This window comes from Pseudomonas sp. MLB6B (assembly GCF_054508135.1).
On the sequence record NZ_CP199313.1, the window covers coordinates 1,784,239 to 1,809,956 of the forward strand.

Here is a 25,718-nt window from a genome sequence, read left to right on the forward strand (position 1 = left end):
CGAGGGCTGGGAGGGGGAGTCTGGCAGAGTGGGGCGGGCAATGCGCGCGGTCATGTGGTATTGCAGGCCAATGCCGGTCCGTTGAGCAATCGGAGCCGCAACGGCCTGTAAAGCAGGCCTGATGACTGCGATCGGTTGCGTCAGGTGCTCTACGATGCCTGCCTGAATAAAGCCTGCTGCGCAGGCCATCGCGGCTAAAGCCGTTTCGACAAATACTGATCGACTGCAAGACCTGCACCCAGCATACCTCCCAGAAATCCTGTTGGAGCGGCCGGTTCGCCGTTCCGATCAGCCCTAATCAATGCTGTTTAGCTCAATTGACTGGTACCAGGCATTGCAGACCCCCTTTGGAACGGTCGGCATGGCTTCGTGCCACCCTAAAGACCGTTCCACTCCAGGCGTCATCTAGACATCGACCCCCTTGGAGGCACCACCACATGGAAGGTTTATCGCGGCGTCGTCTCGTCAGTCTCGGTGCGGCCCTGCCGTTGCTCAGCCAGGTCAGCTGGGCACTGCCAGCGTCTACCGATCCATCACCCGTGCGGCTCAACTACAACGAGAGCCCGCATGGACCGAGCGCGGCGGCGCAAGCGGCCATGCAGGCAGGCATCGCTGGCTGTGGCCGCTATCCCTACCCATTGCAGTACCAACTGATCGAGGTGTTCGCGCGGCAGAACGGCTTGAGCGAAGACCAAGTGCAGGTGTTCTGCGGCTCCAAGCTGGCCCTGCAATACGCCGTGCATGCCTTCACCGGCCCGCGCAGTCTGGTGATGGCCGAACCCTCCTACGAAGCGCCGGTCGACACCGCTCAGGCGCGTGGCACCCAGGTGCACGCCATACCCCTGAATGCCCAGCACGCCCACGATGTGGACGCCATGCTGGCCGCCGACGCTGCTCCGGGCATGCTCTATCTGTGCAATCCCAACAACCCCACCGGCACCCTGACTCCTGCGGCAGCGCTGGAGCGGATCATCGCCAAGGCGCCACCCGACGCCGTGGTGGTGGTCGACGAGGCCTACATCCACTTCAGCGATGCGCCCAGTTGCATTCCGTTGATCGCCAAGCACCCCAATCTGCTGGTGCTGCGTACCTTCTCCAAACTGTACGGCATGGCTGGCGCCCGCGTGGGGTTGGCCATCGGGCAGCCCGCGCTGCTGGCGCGACTGGAGGCGTTCGACGGCTACAACGTCGCTGCCGAGCCCAGCCTGCGCGGCGCCTTGACCAGCTTGCAGGACGGCCCCCTGGTCGCGCAGCGCAAGCGCGACAACCAGCGCCTGCGCGACGCGACCCTGGCGCGGTTGCGAGAGGCAGGCTGGCGCTGCACGGCCTCGCAGGCCAACTGTTTCATGGTTGATGTGCGGCGGCCGGCCGAGGGTGTAGGGGAGGCGTTGGCCAAGGCGCAGGTGCTGGTGGGGCGGGTCTGGCCGAGCTGGCCGACCTGGCTGCGGGTCAGCGTCGGCGATGCGGGGCAAATGCGACGCTTCGAGGAGGCGTTCTTCCAAGTGATGAGCTGAGCCGGGCGCCTTCGGCCACGGGGCTTGGTTGTGGACGCCGGGCCTTCAGGCTCATGACGGAGTATTCCGGAAGCATAGGTAGGCGTTCGGCTCATCGCTCCCCGCACGCGCCGCTCAGTTGGCGAAGCGCCCTTGCAGGTGTTCGGCACGAAATTCCAGGGTCTGCGGGCGATAGCCACTGCGCAGTGGCGGTAGCGGCAGGCAGTCACTCCATTGGGCACCGGCCTGCAACTCGCCCGGCCCGCGGTAGCGCGGCGCGCTGTATGTGCTTTCGGCGAGGTTGACGGTGTCGCCCGGCGCATAGGCGGCGATGCGCCAGCGCAGTTCGCTCAGTGGCGCCGTGTTGGCGTTCTTCATCTGCACCTGCAAAGGCCGATCGGCCGGGCAATGATCGGGCGCATAGCTCAGTCGCAGATCGAGCCGCGCCAGTTGCGAGGCTTCGCGGCTGTCTTGCCAGGCGACCCAGGCTGCGACCAGACCCAGCCCCAGCACGGCTGCCAAAGACAGCGGCAGGGCCTTTTGCGGATAGCGCAACAGCAGGGCCAGCCAAGTGAGCAGCAGCAACGCGCCGATGAGCATGGAAATGCGAGCCTGGATGGGAAATGGTTTGGCCATGCTAGCGGTATTCATCTGGGGTTCAAAGCACCTTGAACGCTGTGTGCAGTGTGGGGCATGGGTCTGTGGCAGGACGCGGCTCGAGCACACAGCTGGCGGCGCGTGCGGTTCGGGCGCCTGGCATTTCTGCCAGTACAGATTGAGCGCCGTTGGTTCTACGGTAGTCGCCAAGCGCAGCCTGACAGGCAGCAACACTCCCCAACTACGACGCCATGCGCATAAGGAACTGACATGACTACTTCCGAGCACGCCATTCACGATCAAGGCTACATGAGCGCCACCATCGACGGTAAAACCACGTCCCTCACCACCACGATCGACCCATCCGGTGGGGTCATCGGCATTAATGACAGGGACCAGTTCATCTACATCGGTTTTCCCGAGGAGCTTGCCGACGGTAATTACAACATCGGCGAGCACGGCATCTCGGCCTATGTGGGCGGCGACCATTCGGGGGCGGCGGTACGCGGCAAACTCAAGGGTTTCAAACGGGGCGAGAGCGACCGGGTGATCATCCAGGGCAAGTTCGAATTTACGGCCGTCGACGAGAATGACCGTGAAATAGAAGTCAGGGATGGCGCGTTTTCGGTGACGGCGACACCGGCAGCGAAAGCCGGCGCTTCAGGTGTAGCGTCAGCCACCTTCGAGCCCGAACTGGCGACCAATGCAGGGTTCGTCGCCGACCACTTCAGCTATTCCGGCACGTCCGACAAACCGGGCTCGGTCTGGGTAAGGCAGGACGAGAACGTCCAGGGCGGCTTGAATTCGCTAGGTGCGTTGTTGACCTTGAATTATCAAGATCCTGCGAACCCGACCGTGGGCGACGTGTTTATGACCCTCCACCAGTCGGTCGTACCGGCCACGCTGTTCGTCCCTAGTAAGGTAACGTTCACACCTGGTCAGAGCATCGAGATCCAGTTTGAGGTGGAATTCTCGTACTTGAGCCAGCCCTACAGAAGCAAAGGCTCGCTGATGCTCGATCTGTAAACGCTCAATGTATCCATGCGCGCGCCGTTTGCGAGGAACGGGCGCGCGTGGCGTTGCCATCGCCTCAGACCGGCGCCTGGTCGCGCAAGAACACCAGATGGTCAGGCTTGGACTGCTCAGCGCTGTAGTAGTAGCCCTGTTCATCGAAGCCCTGCAGCTGTTGCGGGTCTTCGATGCGCTGCTGGATCACGAAGCGGCTCATCATGCCCCGCGCTTTCTTGGCATAGAAACTGATGATCTTGTGCTGGCCGTTCTTCAAGTCCTTGAAGTCGACGTCGATCACCCGGGCCTTGAGCGCGCTGCGTTTGACCGCGCCGAAGTACTCATTGCTGGCCAGGTTCAGCAGCAGGTCGTCGCCCTGGTCGGCCAGGGCCTGGTTCAGCCATTGGCTGATGCGCGTGTCCCAGAAGGCGTAGAGGTCCTTGCCACGCGGGTTGGCCAGCTTGGTGCCCATCTCCAGGCGATAAGGCTGCATCAGGTCGAGAGGGCGCAGTAGGCCATAGAGGCCCGAGAGCATGCGCAGGTGGTCCTGGGCATAGCTGAAGTCGTCTTCGCCGAGGCTTTCGGCATCCAGGCCCGTGTAGACGTCGCCCTTGAAGGCGAGCAGCGCCTGCTTGGCGTTGGCCGGGCTGAATTCGGCACTCCAGCTGCCGAAGCGCGCGGCGTTGAGGCCGGCGAGCTTGTCGGAGAGGTGCATCAGGGCGGCGATCTGCGCCGGGGTCAGCTCGCGCAGTTGTGCGATGAGCAACTCGGTGTGTTCGAGGTGCTGCGGCAGGGTGAAGCGCTCGATGACGGGCGGGGTGTCGTAGTCGAGGGTCTTGGCGGGGGAAATCACCGTCAGCATCGGTTCGGCTCCTGAAGTCGATGGGAGATTCTACGGCGCAGGTCGCGCCAGGCCAAATCGGCGTGGCGACGAACGCAGACCTCAGGCGGGGCAGAGGCTATAGTGCCGGCCATGTCTTTTGCGGAGTGATCGATCGTGCGCATTGCCTTGGGCCTGCTGACCGGCTTGTTGAGCCTGGCCGTACAGGCCGCGCCCGCCTCGCCCTACGTCAGCCTCGACCGCGCAGCGTGGCCCGAGCGGCTGGACAGCCCCGTGCTGTTTGACGTCGCGTCGCGTGCGGAAATCCTCTCTTTCGCGCGCGCGCTCAACGACAGCGAGCAGCTCGACGAAGCGGCGCTGGCGGCGCGCCTGGGCCTGCGCCAGGTCAACGTGCAGAAGGTGCGCGCCGTGCGCGCGCGGCTCTGGCAACGGCTGTGGATGAACTACCAGCAGGCGCAGCTGAGCTGCGAGCAGGACGCCTCGTTCTGCTATCCGCTGGAAAGTCTTGCCGAGTTACGCACCCAGGCCGCGCAATTCGCCGACGATGTCGGCGAGTTCTACAGCGGCTGGGTGGAACCGAGCTACCGCTTCCACCAGCGCTACCTCGACGAGCAGTTGCGCAAGGCAGCGCTGCTCGGCCAGACCTCCAGCGAAGTGGAGCGGCTCTCGGACGCCGAGCGCGATGGCGAAACCCTGAACGACCGGGTGTTCCTGCTGAGCTTCGTCGGCGGCCCGAGTGCGCCCGGCGGCGCCACCGACGGGCTGACCGACTACCTGCGGCGCCAGCGGGTCGAGGGGACCTTCTTCGTGCTCGGCAACCGCTTGCAGCAGCGTCGCGGCGCCAGCTCGGTCGAGGCGCTGCGCGCGTTGTATGCGCGCCAATGCGTCGGCATCCAGGGCTGGGAATACCGCTCCCATGCGCAGTGGCAGGGCTGGCAGGACTCGCTGCGGCGCAGCCAGGCGCGGGTGCAGAGCGATCTGCCGGCGCAGTACGTGCCGTTGTTCCGTCCGCCCTACGGGCAGCGGCGCAGCGATGGCGACGGCTTCATGGCCGGCCAGGGGTTGCAGGTATCGTTGTGGGACATCGACGCCCAGGACGACGGCACCCTCGACAGCCAGGCCTCGGCGCAGCGTGTGCTGACCTTGATGCTGTTGTGGCGCAAGGGCGTGGTGCAGTTCCACGACGGTCTGGACAAGGCACAGCCGGCCGTCGAGTGGTTGTTGGAGAACACCGCGCAGAGCGGTCTGGCCTGGGAAGACTGCCACGCCTATGGCATGTCGACGCGCTGAAGCGCGAGGGCGAGGCCTATCACTTTAGCCGTCGTTCGACCGTACGCAAGGTCGTTTGGGCGATCGGAAAAATAAACTTCATCTGCGCATGAAAGTGCTTTTTCCCGTCATGGGTTTTGCGGTATGAAAGAAGCCAGACAGCCGAATCCTGCAGCACAGGTGGCGTCATCCAGACGCCTCCTTGCCAGGTGCGCCCCCCGCCCGTAACGACGCGGATACGGGGAGAACGGCGGTCAATCTGTAGCGCAGCGGCACGTGCTACGTGGCTTCGATATAAGGTGACCGAGTATGGATGACCAAGGACGCACCCCTTCCTCCAGCAAGCCAATCCTCTATGTCCTCGATACCAATGTCCTGATTCACGACCCCAACGCGTTACTCAACTTCGAGGAGCACCACGTCGCCCTGCCGATGACCGTGCTGGAGGAACTCGACAAGCTCAAGACCGGCAAGCAATCGATCGCCGCCGACTGCCGCCAGGCCATCCGCCTGATCGACCAGACCCTCGGCGACGCCACGCCCAGTGCGGTGGAGCAGGGCGTGCCGATCCAGCGTGGCAAGAGTGGGCCGAAGGGCTTTCTGTCGATCCTGATGAGCCCGCGCAACGAAACGACCCATGTGCTGCCTGCGCACCTGAACGACAACATCATCATCAACCAGCTCCTGGAACTGCGCGCCAAGCGTACCGACCTCGACGTGGTGCTGGTCACCAAAGACATCAATATGCGCCTGAAGGCGCGCGCCTGCGGCATCGCCGCCGAGGACTACAGCACCGACCAGCTGGTCGACGACGTGTCCCTGCTGTCCAAAGGCTACCATTCGGTCAAAGGCTCGTTCTGGGACCGCGTCAGCAAGGTCGATACCCGCCAGGAGCGCGGGCGCACCTGGCACCGTGTGCAACTGGCCGAGGCCCTGCCGGCGGTGCACGTCAACGAATTCATCATCGACGAACAGGGCTTCGTGGGCTGGATCAAGGGCGCACGCGAGGGCGAGCTGCTGCTGCTCGACCTGCACCAGGAACCGCTGCTGCATCAGGAAGCCTGGGGTCTGAAGCCGCGTGACATCCACCAGAGCCTGGCGCTGTTCGCGCTGCTCGACCCCGATATCCACCTGGTCAATCTGACCGGTGCCGCCGGTTCAGGCAAGACCATCCTGGCCCTGGCTGCGGCCATCGAGCAGACCATGGTCAGCAAGCGCTACCGGCGCATCATCGCCACCCGCAGCGTGCAGGGCCTGGACCAGGAGATCGGTTTCCTGCCCGGCACCGAGGCCGAGAAGATGGAGCCTTGGCTGGGCGCCATCACCGACAACCTCGAAGCCCTGCATATGGACGACGAGAGCACCCACGGCAGCGTCGAATACATCCTCGAGCGGGTGCCGTTGCAGTTCAAATCGCTCAATTACATACGCGGGCGCAGCTTCCAGCAGAGCCTGATCCTGATCGACGAATGCCAGAACCTGACCCCGCACCAGATGAAAACCATCATCACCCGGGCAGGTGCCGGCTCCAAAGTGGTCTGTCTGGGCAACCTGGCGCAGATCGACACCCCCTACCTGTCTGCCACAAGCTCCGGCCTGACCTACCTCACCGAGCGCTTCAAGGACTTCCCCCACGGCGTGCACATCACCCTGCAAGGGGTGCCGCGTTCGGTACTGGCCGAATACGCCGAGTCGCACATGTAAGGTCGGACATCGGGCGGTACGCCGCCCGATTTTTCTCTGCGCAAGCCTGGCCCTGGGTTTACACTCGCCGCTCCCTTCACAGGAGCAGAGCAGTGCTGACACACCTTGATTCCCAGGGGCGGGCCAACATGGTCGACGTCACCGAGAAAGCCGTCACCGCCCGCGAAGCGGTGGCCGAGGCCCGCGTGCGCATGCTGCCGCAGACCCTGCGCATGATCGTCGAGGGCGAGCACCCCAAGGGCGACGTGTTCGCCGTGGCGCGTATCGCCGGCATCCAGGCGGCGAAGAAGACCAGCGACCTGATTCCCCTCTGTCATCCACTGATGCTGACCAGCGTCAAAGTCGAGTTGCGCGCCGAAGACGACGCCTGTGTGCTGATCCAAGCGCGTTGCAAGTTGGCCGGGCAGACTGGCGTGGAGATGGAGGCGCTGACAGCGGCCAGCGTGGCCGCGCTGACGATCTACGACATGTGCAAAGCGGTGGATAAAGGCATGGTCATCGAGCAGGTGCGCCTGCTGGAAAAGCGCGGCGGCAAGAGCGGCGACTTCATGGCGGGCGCCTCATGAACGTGCAGGTGGTGTATTTCGCTCGTTATCGAGAGCAGTTGGGCCTGGACGGCGAAGCCCTGGTAGGTGAGTTCGCTTGCGTCGACGATGTGCGTCAAGCCTTGATCGCCCGCGGCGAGGCCTATGCCGTGCTGGCCGAGCGGAACCTGATGTGCGCGCGCAACCAGGACCTGTGCCGGCTGGCCGAACCGCTCGAAGAAGGTGACGAGGTCGCATTCTTTCCACCCGTGACCGGAGGTTGAACATGGCCGTATGCGTGCAGGAAGGCGCTTTCGATCCGGGCCAGGCGGTCAACGCTATGCACGCGGCGAACGTCGGCGTGGGCGCGGTGGTGAGCTTCGTGGGCTACGTGCGTGACTTCAACGACGGTCGCGAGGTAGCAGGCATGTTCCTCGAACACTACCCCGGCATGACGGAGAAAGCCCTGGGCAAGATCGTGGCCGAGGCCGAACAGCGTTGGCCGCTGCTCAAGGTCGAGGTGTTGCACCGCATCGGCACATTGGCGCCGGGCGAGCCGATCGTCTTCGTCGGCGTGGCCAGCGCGCACCGTCAGGCGGCGTTCGCCGCATGCGACTTCATAATGGATTACCTGAAGACCCGTGCCCCATTCTGGAAGAAGGAAGCCACGGGCGAGGGACCGCGTTGGGTCGAGGGTAAACAGAGCGACCAGGATGCGGCACAGCGCTGGTGATCGCCTGGGAGCGGGCGGCGCCCGCTCCCAAGAGCCTAGGGTTTGCGCGCTACGGGTTTGAGCAACTCGTCAGGCGGCATTTCGCATTTGATCTTGCGCCCCAGCAGTTCCTCGATGGCCGGCAACTGGTACGAGTCGTCTTCCCCGGCAAAGCTGATCGACACGCCGTTGGCCCCGGCACGCCCAGTGCGGCCGATACGGTGCACGTAATCGTCCGGATCTTCGGGCAGGGTGAAGTTGATCACGTGGCTGATGCCGCCGATGTGGATGCCGCGGCCCGCCACGTCGGTGGCCACCAGCACGGTCACGCGGCCCTCACGGAAGTTTTCCAGGGTGCGGATTCGTTTGTGCTGCGGTACGTCGCCCGACAACTGCGCGGCGTTGATGCCGTCGCGCACCAGACGCTCTTCGATGCGCCGCACCTCGTCCTTGCGATTGGCGAAGACCATCACCCGCGACCAGCCGTTCTGTGTCACCAGGTTGTACAGCAGCTTGTACTTGTCGCTGCCGGCCACGGCGTAGACGTGCTGCTCGACGGTGTCGCTGGCCACGTTCTCCGGCTCGATCTCGACGATGGCGGGCTCGGTGGTCCACTGCTTGGCCAGGTTCATCACATCGTCCGTGAACGTAGCCGAGAACAGCAGGGTCTGGCGCTCCACCTTGGGCGGGGTCTGGCGGATGATCTGCCGTACCTGGGGGATGAAGCCCATGTCGAGCATGCGGTCGGCTTCGTCCAGCACCATCACTTCGACCATGTCCAGGTGCACCTCACCGCGCTGATGGAAGTCCATCAAGCGACCCGGCGTCGCTACCAGGATGTCGCAGTGGCGGGCTTCGAGGGCCTTGAGCTGCTTGTCGAAATCCATGCCGCCGACGAAGGTCATGACGTTCAGGCCGCTGTATTTGGTCAGCGCCGCCGCGTCCTTGGCGATCTGCACCACCAGCTCACGGGTGGGGGCGATGATCAGCGCGCGCGGCTCGCCCATGTAACGCTCCTTGGGCGGCGGCGTCTGTTGCAGCTGGGCGATGATCGAGATCAGGAAGGCTGCGGTCTTGCCGGTGCCGGTCTGCGCGCGACCGATGGCGTCCTGGCCGCGCAGGGTGTGCCCCAGCACCTGCGCCTGGATCGGCGTGCAGTACGGGAAGCCCAGGTCGTGGATGGCGTGCATCAGTTCGGGCGACAGCTTGAAGTCGTGAAAGCGCGTCTTGCCCTCGGCCGGCTCGACGACGAAATCTTCCAGCTTCCACAGCGAGGCCTGCGGCTTGGGCTTGCGCTCGCGACGGGCTTTGGGCTTGGCGGCAGCTTCGACAGGCTCGCTGACGGCCGTAGGCACGGGCGGAGTGACGTGAGTCGGCGCCGGAGATGGCGGGGAAGCCGGCGCAATGGCGGCCGGCGGCGGTTGCATCGCGGGGGCAGCGGGCGCGGCGGCCTGAGGGGCGGTCTCGTCCTTGCCGAATAGTTTCTTGAGTGCCTTGAGCACGGTCGTCTCATCAACTGATTAAGGAATATACGCCGGGCAGTGTAAAGCAAGTTCCATGCGCGGCGTAGTACGGTTCGCAGGCAACTACAAGGTGGCGGCGCCGATCAGCGCAGGCGCGCGGCCAGCCAATCGAAGATGTCCTGAATCTGCGCCGGTAGCACTTGGTGCTCCATCGGGTATTCCTTCCACTCTGCCGCCACGCCCCACTGCTTGAGGTATTCGAAAGCGGTACGGCCCATCGACGGGATCACCACCGGGTCGTGCACGCCATGCAGGCATAACGCCGGCGTACGCTGCTGGCAGGCGCTGAGCTGGTGTCCGTCGCCGAAGGTCGGGGCGTAGGTCGACAATGCCAGCACGCCGCCCAGGGCTTCCTGCCAGGCGACATAGGCGGTATGCAGGACCACCGCGCCGCCTTGGGAGAAGCCGGCGAGGAAGATGCGCGACAGGTCGATGCCCTTGCTGCGCTCGGCCTCGATCAGCGCCACCACCTGAGCGGCCGATTCGTCCAGCTGCGCCTCGTCGATGGCCCGTGCCGGGCTCATCGCCTTGATGTCGTACCAGCTGGGCATGGCGTAGCCGCCGTTGATGGTCACCGCGCGGGTAGGCGCCTGGGGCATGATGAAGCGCGTGCTGAGCAGGCCCCCCTGCAAGGCTTCGGCCACCGGCAGGAAGTCGTAGCGGTCGGCACCAAGACCGTGCAGCCAGATGACGCAGGCATCGGCGGTTTTTTGCGGTTCGAGAATCAACGGGTCGGTCATAGCGGCTCCATGAAGGGGGCGCTTTCCCGTTCCAGTGCGGGAAAGCGCCAGCCAGTGAGTGTGTGAGGTCTGTGCGAAAGTCTTGGGCACTCGCTCGTGCTGCGTTGGGAGCAGCTCGGTCGACGTTCGAGACTTCACGCTCAGGCCCAAGGGCGAACGCATCGCATCACCCTACAGGTTTTGACGCCGCCCTGCGTCGTCGTCTCGGCGGTTACTTCTCTTCCTGCTTGGCCACCGGCGCCGGTGGCGGGCGCAGACCGACCTCGGCGATAAGCTTGAGCTGCTTGCCGTTGCGCATCACTTCGATGGCCACCTTGTTGCTGGGTTTGATCCGCGCCACCTGGTTCATCGACTTGCGGCCATCGCCGGCCGGCTCGCCGTTGATGCTCAGGATCACGTCGCCGACCTGCAACCCGGCCCGCGCCGCCGGGCCTTCACGGAAGATCCCGGCGACGACGATGCCCGGACGGCCCTTGAGGCCGAACGATTCGGCCAGCTCCGGGCTCAGCGGCTGCACTTCGATGCCCAGCCAGCCACGAATCACCTGCCCATGCTCGACGATCGACTTCATCACCTCCAGCGCCAGCTTCACCGGAATGGCGAAGCCGATGCCCTGGGAGCCGCCGGACTTGGAAAAGATCGCGGTGTTGATGCCGGTGAGGTTGCCGTTGGCATCGACCAGCGCGCCACCGGAGTTGCCGGGGTTGATCGCCGCGTCGGTCTGGATGAAGTCTTCGTAGTTGTTCAGGCCCAACTGGTTGCGCCCGGTGGCGCTGATGATGCCCATGGTCACCGTCTGGCCGACGCCGAACGGGTTGCCGATGGCCAGCGACACGTCTCCGATGCGCAGGGTGTCGGAGCGGCCGATGGTGATGGCCGGCAGGTCCTTGAGGTCGATCTTGAGCACCGCCAGGTCGGTTTCCGGGTCGCTGCCGATCACTCGCGCCAGGGTTTCGCGGCCGTCCTTGAGGGCCACCACGATCTGGTCGGCGCCGCTGGTGACGTGGTTGTTGGTCAGCAGGTAGCCCTCGGGGCTCATGATCACCGCCGAGCCCAGGCTCGACTCCCAGCGCCGCTGCTTGGGCAGGTTGTCGCCGAAGAAACGGCGGAACTGCGGGTCTTCGAACAGGGGGTGGGCGGCGTTCTTGTTGAGCACCTTGGTGGTGTAAAGGTTGACCACCGCCGGGGCCGCGCGGGTCACGGCGTCGGCGTACGACACCGGCCCCTGGACCACTTGGCCGCTCTGCGGCGCCTGTTGCAGGTTGACGTCCTGGCTGGGCAGGCCCACCCATTGGGGGAAACGCTGGATCACCAGCAGCGCGATCATGATCCCGGTCAGAAGGGGCCAGCCGACGTAACGCAAAGCCTTGAGCATCGAACGAATCCTGGGAGTGGGGCGGGGGCCACAGCGTCGGGCACGTGCCGACAGGGCGCTGTGGCGAGCGGCGACCGCGGGCGGTGTTCGCGGGGCGGTCGGCGGCTCATAATGGCCGGCATTATACGGGCAGCGCGCCCGTCACCAAGGTCGATTTGAAGGAGTTTTTCCATGGCTGTCGCTCTCGATACGCTGGTCGCCGAAGCCGAACGCTACCTGGCCAGCAAGGGCTTTCAGGACTACTGCCCCAACGGCTTGCAGGTCGAAGGCCGACCACAGGTACGGCGCATCGTCAGCGGCGTCACCGCCAGTCAGGCGTTGATCGACGCCGCGGTAGAGGCCGAAGCCGACCTGCTGCTGGTGCACCATGGCTATTTCTGGAAGGGCGAGAACCCTTGCATCACCGGCATGAAACAGCGCCGGGTGAAGACCCTGCTGCAACACGACCTCAGCCTGCTAGCCTTCCACCTGCCGCTGGACGTGCACCCCGAGGTGGGCAACAACGTGCAGCTCGCCCGGCAATTGGGCATCACCGTCGAAGGCCCGCTGGACCCGGCCGACAAGCGTGTGGTCGGTCTGCTCGGCGCGTTGCCCGAGCCGGTCTCGCCGCGCGACTTCGCCCGGCACGTGCAGGAGGTGCTGGGCCGCGAGCCGTTGTTGATCGACGGCGAGCAGATGATCCACCGCGTGGGCTGGTGCACCGGCGGTGGCCAGGGCTACATCGACCAGGCCATCGCGGCGGGGGTCGATCTGTTCATCAGCGGCGAGGCCTCCGAGCAGACCTACCACAGCGCCCGCGAGCACGGCATCAGCTTCATCGCCGCCGGGCACCATGCCACCGAGCGTTATGGGGTGCAGGCCTTGGGCGATTACCTGGCGCGGCGATTCGCTGTCGAGCACCTGTTCATCGATTGTCCGAATCCGATTTGAGGCGGGCCTTAGCCAAGAAAGCACCGACGGCTAGCCCAAACCCCCAGTCATATCGTTAGGCCTTTTCGATCTATCCGGCCTTCTAAATAGAAGCAACCCCTGTGATAAAGTGCGCTGCTCGAACACGGCCCGTAGGCCGTCCATAAGATCGTTTTACGTGAGTAGCCATGGTCGACAAACTGACGCACTTGAAACAGCTGGAGGCGGAAAGCATCCACATCATCCGCGAGGTGGCCGCCGAGTTCGACAACCCGGTCATGCTGTACTCGATCGGCAAGGATTCCGCCGTGATGCTGCACCTGGCGCGCAAGGCCTTCTTTCCAGGCAAGTTGCCCTTCCCGGTGATGCACGTCGACACCCAGTGGAAATTCCAAGAGATGTACCGCTTCCGCGACAAGATGGTCGAGGAAATGGGCCTGGAGCTGATCACCCACGTCAACCCCGAAGGCGTGGCCCAGGGCATCAACCCCTTCACCCACGGCAGCGCCAAGCACACCGACATCATGAAGACCCAGGGCCTCAAGCAGGCGCTGGACAAGCATGGTTTCGACGCGGCCTTCGGCGGTGCCCGTCGCGATGAAGAGAAGTCGCGCGCCAAAGAGCGCGTCTACTCGTTCCGCGACAGCAAGCACCGCTGGGACCCGAAGAACCAGCGTCCCGAGCTGTGGAACGTGTACAACGGCAAGGTCAACAAGGGCGAGTCGATCCGCGTCTTCCCGCTGTCGAACTGGACCGAGCTGGACATCTGGCAGTACATCTACCTCGAAGGCATCCCGATCGTGCCGCTGTACTTCGCCGCCGAACGCGAAGTCATCGAGAAGAACGGCACCCTGATCATGATCGACGACGAGCGCATCCTCGAGCACCTGTCCGAGGAAGAGAAGGCTCGCATCGTCAAGAAGAAGGTGCGCTTCCGCACCCTGGGCTGCTACCCGTTGACGGGTGCCGTCGAGTCCGAGGCCGAATCGCTGACCGACATCATCCAGGAAATGCTGCTGACGCGGACGTCCGAGCGCCAGGGCCGGGTCATCGACCACGACGGTGCCGGCTCCATGGAAGACAAGAAACGCCAGGGCTACTTCTAATTTCAGGGTTACTCCATGTCGCACCAATCTGATCTGATCAGCGAGGACATCCTCGCCTACCTGGCCCAGCACGAGCGCAAGGAACTCCTGCGTTTCCTGACTTGCGGCAACGTCGACGACGGCAAGAGCACCCTGATCGGGCGCCTGCTGCACGATTCGAAGATGATCTACGAGGACCACCTCGAGGCCATCACCCGCGACTCGAAAAAATCCGGCACCACCGGCGAGGACATCGACCTGGCGTTGCTGGTCGACGGCTTGCAGGCCGAGCGCGAGCAGGGCATCACCATCGATGTCGCCTACCGCTACTTCTCCACCGCCAAGCGCAAGTTCATCATCGCCGACACCCCGGGCCATGAGCAGTACACCCGCAACATGGCCACCGGCGCCTCGACCTGCGACCTGGCGATCATCCTGGTCGACGCCCGCTACGGCGTGCAGACCCAGACCCGCCGCCACAGTTACATCGCTTCCCTGCTGGGCATCAAGCACATCGTGGTCGCGGTCAACAAGATGGACCTGAAGGGCTTCGACGAAGCCGTCTTCGAGTCGATCAAGAGCGACTACCTGGACTTCGCCGAGCGCATCGACCTGCAACCGTCGAGCCTGCACTTCGTACCCATGTCGGCGCTCAAGGGCGACAACGTGGTCAACCGCAGCGAGCGTTCGCCGTGGTACACCGGCCCTGCGCTGATGGAAATCCTGGAAACCGTGGAAGTGGCGGCCGACCGCAACTTCACCGACCTGCGTTTCCCGGTGCAGTACGTCAACCGCCCGAACCTGAACTTCCGCGGCTTCGCCGGCACCGTCGCCAGCGGCATCGTGCACAAGGGCGACGAAGTGGTGGTGCTGCCCTCGGGCAAGAGCAGCCGGGTCAAGTCCATCGTCACCTACGAAGGCGAGCTGGAGAATGCCGGTCCCGGCCAGGCCATCACCCTGACCATGGAAGACGAGATCGACATCTCCCGTGGCGACCTGCTGGTGCATGCCGACAACGTGCCGACGGTGGCCGACCAGTTCGACGCCATGCTGGTGTGGATGGCCGAAGAGCCGATGCTGCCGGGCAAGAAATACGACATCAAGCGCGCCACCAGCTACGTGCCGGGCTCGATCGCCAGCATCGCCCACAAGGTCGATGTGAACACGCTGGAAAAGGGCGCTGCCAGTGCCTTGCAGCTCAACGAAATCGGTCAGGTCAAGGTCAGCCTGGACAGCGCCGTGGCGCTGGACGGCTATGACAGCAACCGCACCACCGGTGCGTTCATCGTCATCGACCGCCTGACCAACGGCACCGTCGGCGCCGGCATGATCATCGCGCCGCCGGTCCTGCCCCATGGCGGTAACGGCCAGCATGGCAAGACTGCCCATGTCGCCACCGAAGAGCGTGCCCGGCGCTTCGGCCAGCAACCGGCCACCGTGCTGTTCAGCGGCCTGTCCGGCGCCGGCAAGAGCACCCTGGCCTATGCCGTGGAGCGCAAGCTGTTCGACATGGGCCGTGCGGTCTACGTGCTCGACGGCCAGAACCTGCGCCACGACCTGAACAAGGGCTTGCCGCAGGACCGCGCCGGTCGTACCGAGAACTGGCGCCGTGCCGCCCACGTGGCACGCCAGTTCAACGAAGCCGGCCTGCTGACCCTGGCGGCCTTCGTCGCCCCGGACGCCGAAGGCCGCGAACAGGCCAAGGCGCTGATCGGCCAGGACCGCCTGCTGACCGTCTACGTCCAGGCCTCGCCCCTGGCCTGCCGCGCCCGCGACCCGCAAGGGCTGTATGCGGCCGAAGGCGACAACATCCCGGGGGAAAGCTTCCCGTACGATGTGCCGTTGGACGCCGATGTGGTGATCGACACGCAGAACAGCAGCGTCGAGGAAGGCGTGAAGCAGGTGCTGGATGCGTTGCGTCGGCGTGGCGCGATCTAAGCGCTGAGGTTGTACAGAAAAACCCCGCTTCGGCGGGGTTTTTCGTAAATGGAAAATCCAGAGCATTTGTATTCAATACTTAAAGTTCTTTGAAACCTGTTTTGCCGTTTGCCTGCCGCCAGTCCTTCACAATTGTAAGTATTCGGTGAGGTGCTGCATCGCCTTCATTTTCCGGTTTGAATATAAGGTCATATCCTCTCGGGTGCTCGGTAATTTCTGAGAAGTGATAGAGGATAGAGCCTAAAATATGGTCTGGCTCATTACGGTTAGCCTGCTTAATTTGCTCAATGAGGTGCAGGAATTCACTTTCGGTGTAGTCAGTTAAGGATTTTTTTTGGTTCATTGTTTAACTCCGTAATGTATCGCGTGATGAACAGCTGGTGTAACCACTCTGATATTGTCAATATCATACACGCCTCCTCCCTCGTTTATTGGCAAGAGATGGTGAAGGACCAGTGTCGCATGGCGCTTGTAGCTATCTATAAAATCGACTCGTGGCGCATATCCCTCTTTTTTCATTCTGAAGAGATCATCCTCGCTGAAAAGCTCTGAAAATTCTACATCATTGGCTATGGTCTTCCAAAAGCGCTTTCTGAATGCATCGAACGTTTTGAATTCCATTCCTCTCAAGGCTTCCGCTATACGGTCTGGAATAGGGGCTCCATTAATGCTTGAAGTCGCTGCTCGCCAGGGTTCGGTTATCGCAGTGCCTTGTCCATGGGCAGTGCCTGGTTCATACCGTGGGCTTCTGAAGACCACGAGAATGGGAGGAAGACCAGAGTCCGTTGGAAAAGTAACAATCAGCCTGTCTTGATCTATAGCCTCATGACCAGGATAGTAATTTTTGAGGCTGTCAGTAGGCGTTAAACTGGCGCCCTCGTAAATAACTACGGTGGATGGTTCAGAAGGGAGGGGAGTTAGATTCCCTGTCTCGGTTCCAGGTGCTGTAGCGGGGGTCCAAGTCAAAATTCGTTGAGGTTTTTCTAACGCCAGACTGTAGAGTTGCCGTTCACTGTCGAACGCTGCTTCGCGAATGGCTATCGGCCCACTGCCGGGAACTACGTATAGGTCTAGATCTTCTTCATTTTCAATTCCTGCCATCCAATAGGGAAGATTAATGCTTGTCGAGGGTTGTATCTGTTGGACCAGATCGGACCTGTCTGCAGGGATGAGATTGCTCACCGGGACACTTATAAGATAGCGCCGCTCTCCGTTGCCCAAAGTTGACGGCCAAAGCATTGATAGTGTGCCCACGGCAAGTGACGGAAAAGTCGCTGAAATTAAGCTTGTGACCGCTGAGCTGATTGCTTCGCTCATTGCTAAATAAGCAGCCTCAGAGATTGCAAAGGTCGCTGCGCCGATAGGGACTATCCTCGGCGTCGAAGTGGCAATTTTTGAGTTATCGATATAAGAAATTTTTAGGCGCAGAGCGTCTTGTCTTTGTTGCTCTGCCTCGGCGGCCAGGCGTTCAGCCTCAGCTTGTCTTTGTTGCTCTGCTTCGGCGTGTCCCGTCCTGAATAAGGTTTACACCTCTAATCCCGAGTTTCTGGAGAGTCAGATGGAGCAAGGTGTAAAGCGCACACAGGGTGATTACTCGCTGTCTTTTAAATTGGCGGTGGTTGATCAGATTGAAAAAGGCGAACTGACTTACAAGCAGGCCCAGGTGCGGTTTGGCATCCAGGGTCGGTCGACGGTTCTGGTATGGTTGCGTAAGCATGGTCGGCAGGATTGGAGCCAGGGGGCCTCGATCCGCGACGAGAGGAGCTGCGCGATGTCTGACCTCAAACCGCTCACTCCAGAGCAGCGGATCAAAGAGCTTGAGCAACAGCTTGAGCTGATGAGCCATAAGGCCCAGTTCTTTGAAACGGTCGTTGATGTTCTGAAAAATGACTATGGCGTCTCGGTCGTAAAAAAGCGATCCGGCAAGTCCTCTCGCAAGGTCAAGTCGCAGGACTGAGCATTGCCAGGGCTTGTCAGTTTCTAGGCATCAGTCGTCAGGCTTACTACAAGCGCAACCGAGCTGCTGATAGAAAGGAACGCCAGGCAGATCGGGTGGTTGAGTTTGTGCAGCAAGTCCGGATGCGCCAGCCTCGTCTGGGTACACGCAAGCTGCACTATCTGCTGCATTGCCGGCCTGACAAACGATTCCAGGTCGGTCGAGATAGGCTGTTTCAGGTCTTGGGAGAGCGCCGTTTGCTGGTGCTGCCCAAGCGGGCCTATCACAAGACAACACAGAGTTTTCATCGATTCTACCGCCATCCCAACTTACTCAAGGCCGGCCCAAGCCAAGTCGTTCCGACAAGGCCGGAGCACGTCTGGGTTGCCGACATTACTTACCTGCCCGCGCGTAACGGCCCGCTGTACCTGAGTCTGGTAACGGATGCGTACTCCAGGAAAATTGTGGGTCACCACGTCCATGAAAGCCTACATGCCGAGTCAGTGGCACAAGCCTTCAAGCAGGCATTACGAAAGCGGCGTCGTCGCCAGCCATTAGTTCACCATTCGGATCGAGGCATCCAATATTGCTCGGCGCTATACCAGTCACTGCACCAACGGCACGATGTTCAGTGCTCCATGACTGATGGGTATGACTGCTACCAGAACGCGCTGGCCGAGCGAATCAACGGAATCCTCAAGATGGAGCTGCTGTTGAGCAGCCCTGAAGATCTTGAGCAAGCGAGGCAGATGGTTGACGAGGCGGTACAGATCTACAACACAGAACGGCCCCATACGGCCCTGAAAAACAAAACGCCCGATGCGGTGCATCGGGCGTTTTGAGGCCTGTCGGCCTACCTGAACAGGTGTAAACCTATTTCAGGACTAGACAGCGACGACTCAATGCTTCAAACCATAGCTCTCATCGAGCATGCCCGGCGAGTTCGGCGCTTTTGGTGCGTAGTCGCGTGGGGCATCGGCGCTGTCGCGTGGTGGGGTCAGGCGGTCGCGGTGGTGCTGCGGCGCTTCGGAGTGCAAGGCGGCGAGCAGACGCTGGCGGGTGAGATCGTCGAGCGCCAGGCGGTCGGCGCCTTCGGCCAGGTGGTCCTGCACGTCCTGATAGCTCTGGGTCAGGCGCTTGACCAGGGTGGCGGTGCTGTTGAAGTGCGTCACCACTTCGTTCTGGTAACTGTCGAAGCGTTGCTGGAGATCGTCCAGCTGACGTTGCGAGCTGTTGGGCGCGGCACGGGGCAGCAGACGGGCAGCGACAAAGCCGGCGACCACGCCGACCACCAATGCCAGGGTCGGCAACAACCAAACAAGGAGCGAGAGTTCCACGAGTCCTTCCTCTATAAACGGCTTTGCTTTACGTTAACGGCTCAGACCTGCGCTGTATACCGCGAGCGATCGCAACTATCTCAGAACAGAATTCAATCCGCTAGACGAATCGACCCCTCCCGAGGTCACGGAGTAGAGCCTTGCTTGTCCGCGAAACCCCTTGCGTCATCGACGGTCCGATCGGCCCCTTGGAAGGCCTGCACCTGGAACTGGAGAACGCCCGTGGCGTGGTGCTGATCTGCCACCCCAACCCGGTGCAGGGCGGCACCATGCTCAACAAGGTGGTCTCGACCCTGCAACGCACCGCCCGCGACGCCGGCTACAGCACGCTGCGCTTCAACTATCGCGGCGTGGGCCAGAGCGCCGGCAGCTCCGACATGGGGGCGGGGGAGGTCGACGACAGCGAAGCCGCCGCCCAATGGCTGCGCCAGCGTCATCCGCAGCTGCCGCTGGTGCTGATGGGCTTTTCCTTCGGTGGCTTCGTGGCCACGGCCTTGGCCGGTCGCCTCGAACGCCAGGGCGTCGACATCGCCCAGCTGTTCATGATCGCCCCGGCCGTGATGCGCCTGACCGAGCAGTTCGCGCTGCCGCAGCGCTGCCCGATCACCCTGATCCAGCCCGACGCCGACGAGGTCATCGATCCGCGCGTGGTTTACGAATGGTCTGACGCGCTGCCACGCCCCCATGCGTTGCTGAAAGTGGCAGAATGCGGGCACTTCTTCCATGGCAAGCTGACCGATCTGAAAGATCTGCTGTTGCCGCGCCTCTCGAACTGAGCCAAGCCTGACCAAGCGAACACCCATGACTACGCGTATCCTTACCGGCATCACCACCACCGGCACCCCGCATCTGGGCAACTTTGCTGGCGCCATCGGCCCGGCCATCCGCGCCAGCCAGCAGCCGGGCGTCGACTCCTTCTATTTCCTGGCCGACTACCACGCCCTGATCAAGTGCGACGACCCGCAGCGCATCCAGCGCTCGCGTCTGGAAATCGCCGCCACCTGGCTGGCCGGTGGCCTGGATCCGGACAAGGTCACCTTCTATCGCCAGTCGGACATCCCCGAAATTCCCGAACTCACCTGGCTGCTGACCTGCGTCGCCGGCAAGGGCCTGCTCAACCGCGCGCACGCCTATAAAGCCTCTGTCGACAAGAACCTGGAGAATGGCGAAGACCCGGATGCCGGCGTGAGCATGGGGCTGTTCAGCTACCCGGTGCTGATGGCCGCCGACATCCTCATGTTCAACGCCCACCGCGTGCCGGTCGGCCGCGACCAGGTGCAGCACGTGGAAATGGCCCGCGACATCGGCCAGCGCTTCAATCACCTGTTCGGCCAGGGCAAAGAGTTCTTCACCCTGCCGGAGGCGGTGATCGAGGAAAGCGTCGCCACGCTGCCGGGCCTCGATGGGCGCAAGATGTCCAAGAGCTATGACAACACCATCCCCTTGTTCGCCAGCGCCAAGGAGATGAAGGACGCCATTTCGCGCATCGTCACCGACTCGCGCGCGCCCGGCGAAGCTAAAGATCCGGACACCTCGCACCTGTTCACCCTGTTCCAGGCCTTCGCCACTCCGGCCCAGGCGCAAACCCTGCGCGACGACCTACTGCAGGGCCTGGGTTGGGGCGAAGCCAAGCAACGCCTGTTCCAACTGCTCGACGGCCAACTGGCCGCGCCCCGCGAGCGTTACCACGAGCTGCTGGCCCGTCCGGCAGACCTCGAAGACATCCTGCTCGCCGGTGCCGCCAAGGCGCGCCGCACCGCCACGCCGTTCCTCGAACAATTGCGCGAAGCAGTGGGCCTGCGTTCGTTCCGCAACATCGTCCAGGCCGCGCCCGAAGTGGCCAAGAAGGCCGCCAAGAGTGCCCGCTTCGTCAGCTTCCGCGAGCAGGACGGCAGCTTCCGCTTCCGCCTGCTGGCTGCCGATGGCGAGCAACTGCTGCTCTCGCGCACTTTCGCCGACGGCAAGAGCGCTGGCGCCGTCAGCAAGCAATTGCAGCAGGGCGGTGAGGCGGACGTGCACGTGGAAGGCCTGGGCTTCAGCCTCTGGCTGGAAGGCGAAGCGGTCGCCGAAGGCCCAACCTTCGCCGATGCGCAAGCGCGCGATGCAGCCATCGCCAGGCTGCGTGCGGCATTGCAGCCGGTCGAGGCCTGAGGCAGATTGACGCAAGTCTGATTGCCATTACTCAGGGCCGTCGCTACAGTGACGGCCCGGTTTTGTTGCCTCGCTAGCGAATTATGACGCCTCTAGAACGATACCAAGCAGATCTCAAACGTCCCGACTTCTTCCACGACGCAGCGCAGGAAACGGCGGTCCGTCACTTGCAGCGGCTGTACGACGACCTGCTGGCGGCGCAGAACAACAAACCGGGCATGCTCGGCAAGCTGTTCGGCCGCAAGGAGCAGACCCCGGTCAAGGGCCTGTATTTCTGGGGTGGCGTCGGTCGCGGCAAGACCTATCTGGTCGACACCTTCTTCGAAGCCCTGCCGTTCCCGCAGAAGATGCGTACGCACTTCCACCGCTTCATGAAGCGTGTGCACGAGGAAATGAAAACCCTCAAGGGCGAGAAGAACCCCCTGACCGTCATCGCCAAGCGTTTCTCCAACGAGGCGCGGGTCATCTGCTTCGACGAGTTCTTCGTCTCCGACATCACCGACGCCATGATCCTCGGCACCTTGATGGAAGAGCTGTTCAAGAACGGCGTCACCCTGGTGGCCACTTCGAACATCGTGCCGGACGGCCTGTACAAGGACGGCCTGCAGCGCGCACGCTTCCTGCCAGCCATCGCCATGATCAAGCAGTACACCGATGTGGTGAACGTCGACAGCGGCGTGGACTACCGTCTGCGCCATCTCGAACAGGCCGAGCTGTTCCACTACCCGCTCAACGACGCTGCCCACGAAAGCCTGCGCCAGAGCTTCAAGGCGCTGACGCCCGATTGCACGCAGGCGGTGGAAAACGACGTGCTGACGATCGAAAACCGCGAAATCCATGCCTTGCGCACTTGCGACGACGTCGCCTGGTTCGATTTCCGCGCCCTGTGCGACGGCCCGCGTAGCCAGAACGACTACATCGAGCTGGGCAAGATCTTCCACGCCGTGCTGCTCAGTAACGTCGAGCAGATGGGCGTAGCCTCCGACGACATCGCCCGTCGCTTCATCAACATGGTCGACGAGTTCTACGACCGCAACGTCAAGCTCATCATTTCGGCGGAAGTCGAACTCAAGGATCTCTACACCGGCGGGCGTCTGAGCTTCGAGTTCCAACGCACTTTGAGCCGCCTGCTGGAAATGCAATCCCACGAGTTCCTGTCGCGCGCGCACAAGCCTTAATACGGTACGTCGCAGCCTCCAGCCAATACGAAAAAAGCCGGCGCAGACCTGAGTCTGCCCGGCTTTTTCGTTGGTGGCGGTAGAGCGCCCGGGTTTACCTGCCGTTGGCCACGGCAGGCCGGTCGTTGTCCTGCATGAACTGCTGGCGGTATTGGTTGGGCGAGAGGTCGGTGTGCTGGCGGAACAGCCGAGCGAAGAAGCTGGCGTCGTCGTACCCGACTTCGTAACTGATGGTCTTGATGCTCTTGCGTGTGCTCGACAGCAGGCCCTTGGCGGTTTCGATGCGCAGGCGCTGCAGGTAGTGCAGGGGCTTGTCGCCCGTGGCGCCCTGGAACCTGCGCATGAAATTGCGAATGCTCATGCCATGGTTGCGGGCCACGTCCTCGAAGCGGAACTTGTCGGCGAAGTGGTCTTCCAGCCAGTGCTGGATCTGCAGGATGATCAGGTCCTGATGCAGCTTCTGGCCGCCGAAACCCATGCGCCCCGGCGTGTAGTTGCGTTGCACTTCGTAGAGGATGTCGCGGGCTACCGCTTGCGCGACGTTGGCGCCGCAGAAACGCTCGATGAGGTAGATGTACAGGTCGCAGGCCGAGGTGGTGCCGCCTGCGCAATACAGGTTGTCGGCGTCGGTCAGGTGCTTGTCCTGGTTCAGCCGTACCTTCGGGAAGCGCTCGGCGAAGCTGTTGAAGAAGCGCCAGTAGGTGGTCGCCTCCTTGCCATCGAGCAGCCCGGCTTCGGCCAGCCAGAACACCCCGCTGGCCTCGCCGCAGAGCACCGCGCCGCGGGCATGCTGCGCGCGCAGCCAGGGCAGTACCTGGGGCGACTTGGCCAGCAGCCGGTCGAAGTCGTCGGAAAAGGCCGGCAGGATGATCACGTCGGCATCGTCCAGGCCGCCGTCGACGGGAATGCGCACCTTGCTGAAGCTGTCGACCGCTTGGCCGTTGGGGCTGACCAGGCAGATCTCGAACATCGGCTGTGGGCTCAGGCCAAGCTGGCGGCTGTAGCGCAGGCTGGCCAGGTGGAAGAAATCCTTGGCCTGCATCAGGGTCGAGGCGAACACCTGATCGGTGGCCAGGATGCTGACGCGCTGCAAGTGAGCACGAGAGGAAATGGGCGTCATGGTCTTTGTTCTTATAGGGGTAAGTGGTCAATCCGTGGCTGGATCGTCTTACCTTTTTTCGTCGTTGTCTAGGGTGAAACGGCAGAGGAGGGCGCCGGAGCGCCCCACCGTGGTCAGGGAGCCGGGTTGGGTTGGTCCTGGTGGATGGCCTCGATGGCCGCGAGCAGTTCGTCGCTCAGGTTGAGGCGGCTGCTGTCGAGGTTGAGCTTGAGCTGTTCGAGGTTGGTCGCGCCGATGATGTTGCTGGTCACGAACGGCTGGCGGGTGACGAAGGCCAGGGCCATTTGCGCCGGGTCCAGGCCGTGTTCGCGGGCCAGCTGCACGTAGCGGCTGCAAGCGGCGACGGTCTGCGGGTTGGCGTAGCGGGCGAAGCGGCTGAACAAGGTCAGGCGTGCCCCTTCGGGGCGGGCGCCTTGCTCGTACTTGCCCGACAGCATGCCGAAGGCCAGAGGCGAATAGGCCAGCAGGCCGCATTGCTCGCGGATCGCCACTTCCGCCAGGCCGACCTCGAAGCTGCGATTGAGCAGGTTGTAGGGATTCTGGATCGACACCGCTCGTGGCCAGCCGCGGCTTTCGGCCAGTTGCAGGAACTTCATGGTGCCCCAGGGCGTTTCGTTGGACAGGCCGATATGGCGGATCTTGCCTGCGCGGACCTGTTCGTCCAGCGCCTCGAGGGTTTCTTCCAAAGGCGTGAAATGGTCGTGCGGCAGGTGCTGGTAACCGAGCTTGCCGAAGAAATTGGTGCTGCGTTCCGGCCAATGCAGTTGGTAGAGGTCGAGGTAGTCGGTGCCCAAGCGCTGCAAGCTGGCGTCGAGTGCCGCGACGATGTGCTGGCGGTTGTGCCTGAGCTGGCCGTCGCGGATATGGCTGATGCCGTTGCCCGGGCCTGCGATCTTGCTGGCCAGTGTCCATTGCTCGCGGTCGCCATGGCGGCGGAACCAGTTGCCGATGATGCGCTCGGTGGCGGCATAGGTTTCCGGGCGAGGAGGCACGGGGTACATCTCGGCGGTATCGATGAAGTTGACTCCGTGATCGCGGGCCATGGCGATCTGCTCGAATGCTTCGGACTCGTCGTTCTGCTCGCCCCAGGTCATGCTGCCCAGGCACAGGGCGCTGACCTCGAGCGCGGTGCCACCTAACTTGCGGTATTCCATGTGGGTCTGTCTCCTCTGGTAGAAAATGCTCGAAGCGGGTTGAAGTTTTCCTCGTAATCTGGATAATTACGCGCCTTCGTGCGCTGCGGAAGTGATGCACCGCGTTGTACGAGAAACCTTTGCCGAATCTGGACGCGCCGACCCGAGCCCCCTATAGCGTCCGTATGCGGCTGCGCGCTTGACTTGTCAAGTGATGCACTAACCAGTAAGATTCGCCGTCTTAATTTTCGCTGGGCGGCCTCTGAGGCTTTAGAGAATGAAAACTTTTACTGCTAAACCGGAAACAGTAACGCGCGACTGGTTCGTCGTCGACGCCGCTGGCCAGACCCTGGGTCGTCTCGCCACCGAAATCGCTCTTCGTCTGCGCGGCAAGCACAAGGCAGAATACACCCCTCACGTTGACACCGGCGACTACATCGTCGTCATCAACGCCGAGCAGGTACGTGTCACTGGTGCCAAAGCTACAGACAAAATGTACTACTCCCACTCCGGCTTCCCGGGCGGTATCAAGGAAATCAACTTCGAGAAGTTGATCGCCAAGGCCCCCGAGCGCGTGATCGAGACCGCGGTCAAAGGCATGCTGCCTAAGAACCCGCTGGGCCGCGACATGTACCGCAAGCTGAAAGTGTACGCGGGTGCAGCTCACCCACACACTGCTCAGCAGCCTCAAGAACTGAAGATCTAACGGGATAGTTCATTATGTCGGCGACTCAAAATTACGGCACTGGCCGTCGCAAGACCGCAACCGCTCGCGTGTTCCTGCGTCCAGGTACTGGCAACATCTCCATCAACAACCGTCCTCTGGACACGTTCTTCGGCCGCGAAACCGCTCGCATGGTTGTTCGCCAGCCGCTGGAACTGACCGAGAACCTCGAGAAGTTCGACATCTACGTCACCGTTGCCGGTGGTGGTGTCAGCGGTCAAGCCGGCGCAATCCGCCACGGCATCACCCGCGCTCTGATGGAATATGACGAAGCCCTGCGCCCAGCACTGCGCCGCGCTGGCTACGTCACCCGCGATGCTCGTGAAGTCGAGCGTAAGAAAGTGGGTCTGCGTAAAGCGCGTAAGCGTCCTCAGTACTCCAAGCGTTAATCGCGCTTCGGCAGTCGAGAAAAACCCGATTC

General features: G+C 62.5%; 27 protein-coding genes. 16 read left to right on the plus strand and 11 right to left on the minus strand.

What is annotated here, in order from left to right; genetic code table 11:
• Positions 1-437: 437 nt before the first annotated feature.
• Complete coding sequence (ptaA, locus tag ACSMEV_RS07705; protein WP_459207895.1) at positions 438-1,514, plus strand: pyoverdine biosynthesis transaminase PtaA; 1,077 nt, start codon at positions 438-440, stop codon at positions 1,512-1,514.
• Positions 1,515-1,628: 114 nt separating this feature from the next.
• On the opposite strand, the gene ACSMEV_RS07710 is transcribed toward ptaA, so the two are convergent.
• On the minus strand, positions 1,629-2,093 hold the full coding sequence (locus ACSMEV_RS07710) for a multidrug transporter (RefSeq protein ID WP_459208307.1): 465 nt from the start codon (positions 2,091-2,093) through the stop codon (positions 1,629-1,631).
• Between the two features lie 267 nt (positions 2,094-2,360).
• On the opposite strand from ACSMEV_RS07710, the gene ACSMEV_RS07715 reads away from it, so the two are divergent.
• Positions 2,361-3,116: a hypothetical protein gene (locus tag ACSMEV_RS07715; RefSeq protein ID WP_459207896.1), complete on the plus strand. Its 756-nt coding sequence runs from the start codon at positions 2,361-2,363 to the stop codon at positions 3,114-3,116.
• A gap of 64 nt (positions 3,117-3,180) precedes the next feature.
• Here the strand turns inward: ACSMEV_RS07715 and yaaA are convergent, their stop codons facing one another.
• On the minus strand, positions 3,181-3,960 hold the full coding sequence (yaaA, locus tag ACSMEV_RS07720; RefSeq protein ID WP_459207897.1) for a peroxide stress protein YaaA: 780 nt from the start codon (positions 3,958-3,960) through the stop codon (positions 3,181-3,183).
• Positions 3,961-4,095: 135 nt separating this feature from the next.
• Here yaaA and ACSMEV_RS07725 point away from each other — a divergent pair, with 135 nt between their 5' ends.
• Positions 4,096-5,229 (plus strand): polysaccharide deacetylase family protein, encoded by a 1,134-nt coding sequence (locus ACSMEV_RS07725; RefSeq protein WP_459207898.1) that lies wholly within the window; start codon positions 4,096-4,098, stop codon positions 5,227-5,229.
• Positions 5,230-5,248: 19 nt separating this feature from the next.
• Here the strand turns inward: ACSMEV_RS07725 and ACSMEV_RS07730 are convergent, their stop codons facing one another.
• On the minus strand, positions 5,249-5,398 hold the full coding sequence (locus tag ACSMEV_RS07730; RefSeq protein ID WP_459207899.1) for a hypothetical protein: 150 nt from the start codon (positions 5,396-5,398) through the stop codon (positions 5,249-5,251).
• A 119-nt stretch (positions 5,399-5,517) separates the two neighbouring features.
• Between ACSMEV_RS07730 and ACSMEV_RS07735 the strand changes: the two genes are divergently transcribed.
• The 4 genes from ACSMEV_RS07735 (at position 5,518) to moaE (ending at position 8,169) form a co-directional block, all read left to right on the plus strand.
• Positions 5,518-6,912, plus strand: a complete 1,395-nt coding sequence (locus ACSMEV_RS07735) for a PhoH family protein (protein ID WP_296264572.1) — start codon at positions 5,518-5,520, stop codon at positions 6,910-6,912.
• 92 nt (positions 6,913-7,004) lie between these two features.
• A complete protein-coding gene (moaC, locus tag ACSMEV_RS07740; protein WP_459207900.1) occupies positions 7,005-7,478 on the plus strand; it encodes a cyclic pyranopterin monophosphate synthase MoaC in 474 nt (157 codons plus the stop codon).
• Positions 7,475-7,720 carry a MoaD/ThiS family protein gene (locus ACSMEV_RS07745; protein WP_459207901.1) on the plus strand — a complete coding sequence of 82 codons (246 nt, stop codon included), beginning with the start codon at positions 7,475-7,477 and terminating at the stop codon, positions 7,718-7,720. Before moaC ends, ACSMEV_RS07745 begins: the two co-directional genes overlap by 4 nt.
• Before the next feature lie 2 nt (positions 7,721-7,722).
• Positions 7,723-8,169, plus strand: a complete 447-nt coding sequence (gene moaE / locus ACSMEV_RS07750; RefSeq protein ID WP_459207902.1) for a molybdopterin synthase catalytic subunit MoaE — start codon at positions 7,723-7,725, stop codon at positions 8,167-8,169.
• Between the two features lie 35 nt (positions 8,170-8,204).
• On the opposite strand, the gene rhlB is transcribed toward moaE, so the two are convergent.
• From rhlB to algW, 3 genes are all read right to left on the minus strand, one after another.
• Positions 8,205-9,650 (minus strand): ATP-dependent RNA helicase RhlB, encoded by a 1,446-nt coding sequence (gene rhlB / locus ACSMEV_RS07755; protein ID WP_459207903.1) that lies wholly within the window; start codon positions 9,648-9,650, stop codon positions 8,205-8,207.
• Positions 9,651-9,754: 104 nt separating this feature from the next.
• Positions 9,755-10,411, minus strand: a complete 657-nt coding sequence (locus ACSMEV_RS07760) for an alpha/beta hydrolase (protein ID WP_459207904.1) — start codon at positions 10,409-10,411, stop codon at positions 9,755-9,757.
• 211 nt (positions 10,412-10,622) lie between these two features.
• Positions 10,623-11,786, minus strand: coding sequence for a Do family serine endopeptidase AlgW (gene algW, locus ACSMEV_RS07765; RefSeq protein WP_459207905.1), 1,164 nt, complete (start codon positions 11,784-11,786; stop codon positions 10,623-10,625).
• Between the two features lie 171 nt (positions 11,787-11,957).
• Between algW and ACSMEV_RS07770 the strand changes: the two genes are divergently transcribed.
• From ACSMEV_RS07770 to cysN, 3 genes are all read left to right on the plus strand, one after another.
• Positions 11,958-12,716 carry a Nif3-like dinuclear metal center hexameric protein gene (locus ACSMEV_RS07770; RefSeq protein WP_459207906.1) on the plus strand — a complete coding sequence of 253 codons (759 nt, stop codon included), beginning with the start codon at positions 11,958-11,960 and terminating at the stop codon, positions 12,714-12,716.
• A 167-nt stretch (positions 12,717-12,883) separates the two neighbouring features.
• Complete coding sequence (gene cysD / locus ACSMEV_RS07775; RefSeq protein ID WP_296264582.1) at positions 12,884-13,801, plus strand: sulfate adenylyltransferase subunit CysD; 918 nt, start codon at positions 12,884-12,886, stop codon at positions 13,799-13,801.
• A gap of 15 nt (positions 13,802-13,816) precedes the next feature.
• Positions 13,817-15,718 carry a sulfate adenylyltransferase subunit CysN gene (cysN, locus tag ACSMEV_RS07780; RefSeq protein ID WP_459207907.1) on the plus strand — a complete coding sequence of 634 codons (1,902 nt, stop codon included), beginning with the start codon at positions 13,817-13,819 and terminating at the stop codon, positions 15,716-15,718.
• A gap of 79 nt (positions 15,719-15,797) precedes the next feature.
• On the opposite strand, the gene ACSMEV_RS07785 is transcribed toward cysN, so the two are convergent.
• Both ACSMEV_RS07785 and ACSMEV_RS07790 read right to left on the minus strand, forming a co-directional pair.
• Positions 15,798-16,061: a bacteriocin immunity protein gene (locus ACSMEV_RS07785; protein ID WP_459207908.1), complete on the minus strand. Its 264-nt coding sequence runs from the start codon at positions 16,059-16,061 to the stop codon at positions 15,798-15,800.
• Positions 16,058-16,900, minus strand: coding sequence for an S-type pyocin domain-containing protein (locus ACSMEV_RS07790; RefSeq protein WP_459207909.1), 843 nt, complete (start codon positions 16,898-16,900; stop codon positions 16,058-16,060). The genes ACSMEV_RS07785 and ACSMEV_RS07790 overlap by 4 nt, the downstream gene beginning before the upstream one ends.
• A 376-nt stretch (positions 16,901-17,276) precedes the next feature.
• On the opposite strand from ACSMEV_RS07790, the gene ACSMEV_RS07795 reads away from it, so the two are divergent.
• Positions 17,277-18,496 (plus strand): IS3 family transposase gene (locus ACSMEV_RS07795; protein ID WP_459207910.1). Its coding sequence is split into 2 segments (ribosomal slippage): positions 17,277-17,625 and positions 17,625-18,496, totalling 1,221 coding nucleotides; the frame shifts between segments, so codons are not numbered across the junction.
• Positions 18,497-18,553: 57 nt separating this feature from the next.
• Here the strand turns inward: ACSMEV_RS07795 and ACSMEV_RS07800 are convergent.
• Entirely contained in the window at positions 18,554-18,991 is a 438-nt protein-coding gene (locus ACSMEV_RS07800; RefSeq protein WP_296264594.1) for a Z-ring associated ZapG family protein, read from the minus strand.
• A gap of 140 nt (positions 18,992-19,131) precedes the next feature.
• Between ACSMEV_RS07800 and ACSMEV_RS07805 the strand changes: the two genes are divergently transcribed.
• From ACSMEV_RS07805 to zapE, 3 genes are all read left to right on the plus strand, one after another.
• Positions 19,132-19,767: an alpha/beta hydrolase gene (locus tag ACSMEV_RS07805; protein ID WP_459207911.1), complete on the plus strand. Its 636-nt coding sequence runs from the start codon at positions 19,132-19,134 to the stop codon at positions 19,765-19,767.
• 25 nt (positions 19,768-19,792) lie between these two features.
• Complete coding sequence (locus tag ACSMEV_RS07810) at positions 19,793-21,142, plus strand: tryptophan--tRNA ligase (protein WP_459207912.1); 1,350 nt, start codon at positions 19,793-19,795, stop codon at positions 21,140-21,142.
• An 83-nt stretch (positions 21,143-21,225) separates the two neighbouring features.
• Entirely contained in the window at positions 21,226-22,320 is a 1,095-nt protein-coding gene (gene zapE / locus ACSMEV_RS07815; protein ID WP_459207913.1) for a cell division protein ZapE, read from the plus strand.
• 94 nt (positions 22,321-22,414) lie between these two features.
• Here the strand turns inward: zapE and ACSMEV_RS07820 are convergent, their stop codons facing one another.
• Positions 22,415-23,338 (minus strand): GlxA family transcriptional regulator, encoded by a 924-nt coding sequence (locus ACSMEV_RS07820; RefSeq protein WP_459208308.1) that lies wholly within the window; start codon positions 23,336-23,338, stop codon positions 22,415-22,417.
• 215 nt (positions 23,339-23,553) lie between these two features.
• The gene (locus ACSMEV_RS07825; RefSeq protein WP_459207914.1) at positions 23,554-24,594 is read right to left on the minus strand and encodes an NADP(H)-dependent aldo-keto reductase; all 1,041 of its coding nucleotides are present in this window, start codon (positions 24,592-24,594) and stop codon (positions 23,554-23,556) included.
• A gap of 256 nt (positions 24,595-24,850) precedes the next feature.
• Between ACSMEV_RS07825 and rplM the strand changes: the two genes are divergently transcribed.
• Together rplM and rpsI are read left to right on the plus strand one after the other, a co-directional pair.
• Entirely contained in the window at positions 24,851-25,279 is a 429-nt protein-coding gene (gene rplM / locus ACSMEV_RS07830; RefSeq protein ID WP_413048781.1) for a 50S ribosomal protein L13, read from the plus strand.
• 14 nt (positions 25,280-25,293) lie between these two features.
• Positions 25,294-25,686, plus strand: coding sequence for a 30S ribosomal protein S9 (rpsI, locus tag ACSMEV_RS07835; protein ID WP_028696599.1), 393 nt, complete (start codon positions 25,294-25,296; stop codon positions 25,684-25,686).
• The last annotated feature ends 32 nt before the right edge of the window (positions 25,687-25,718 follow it).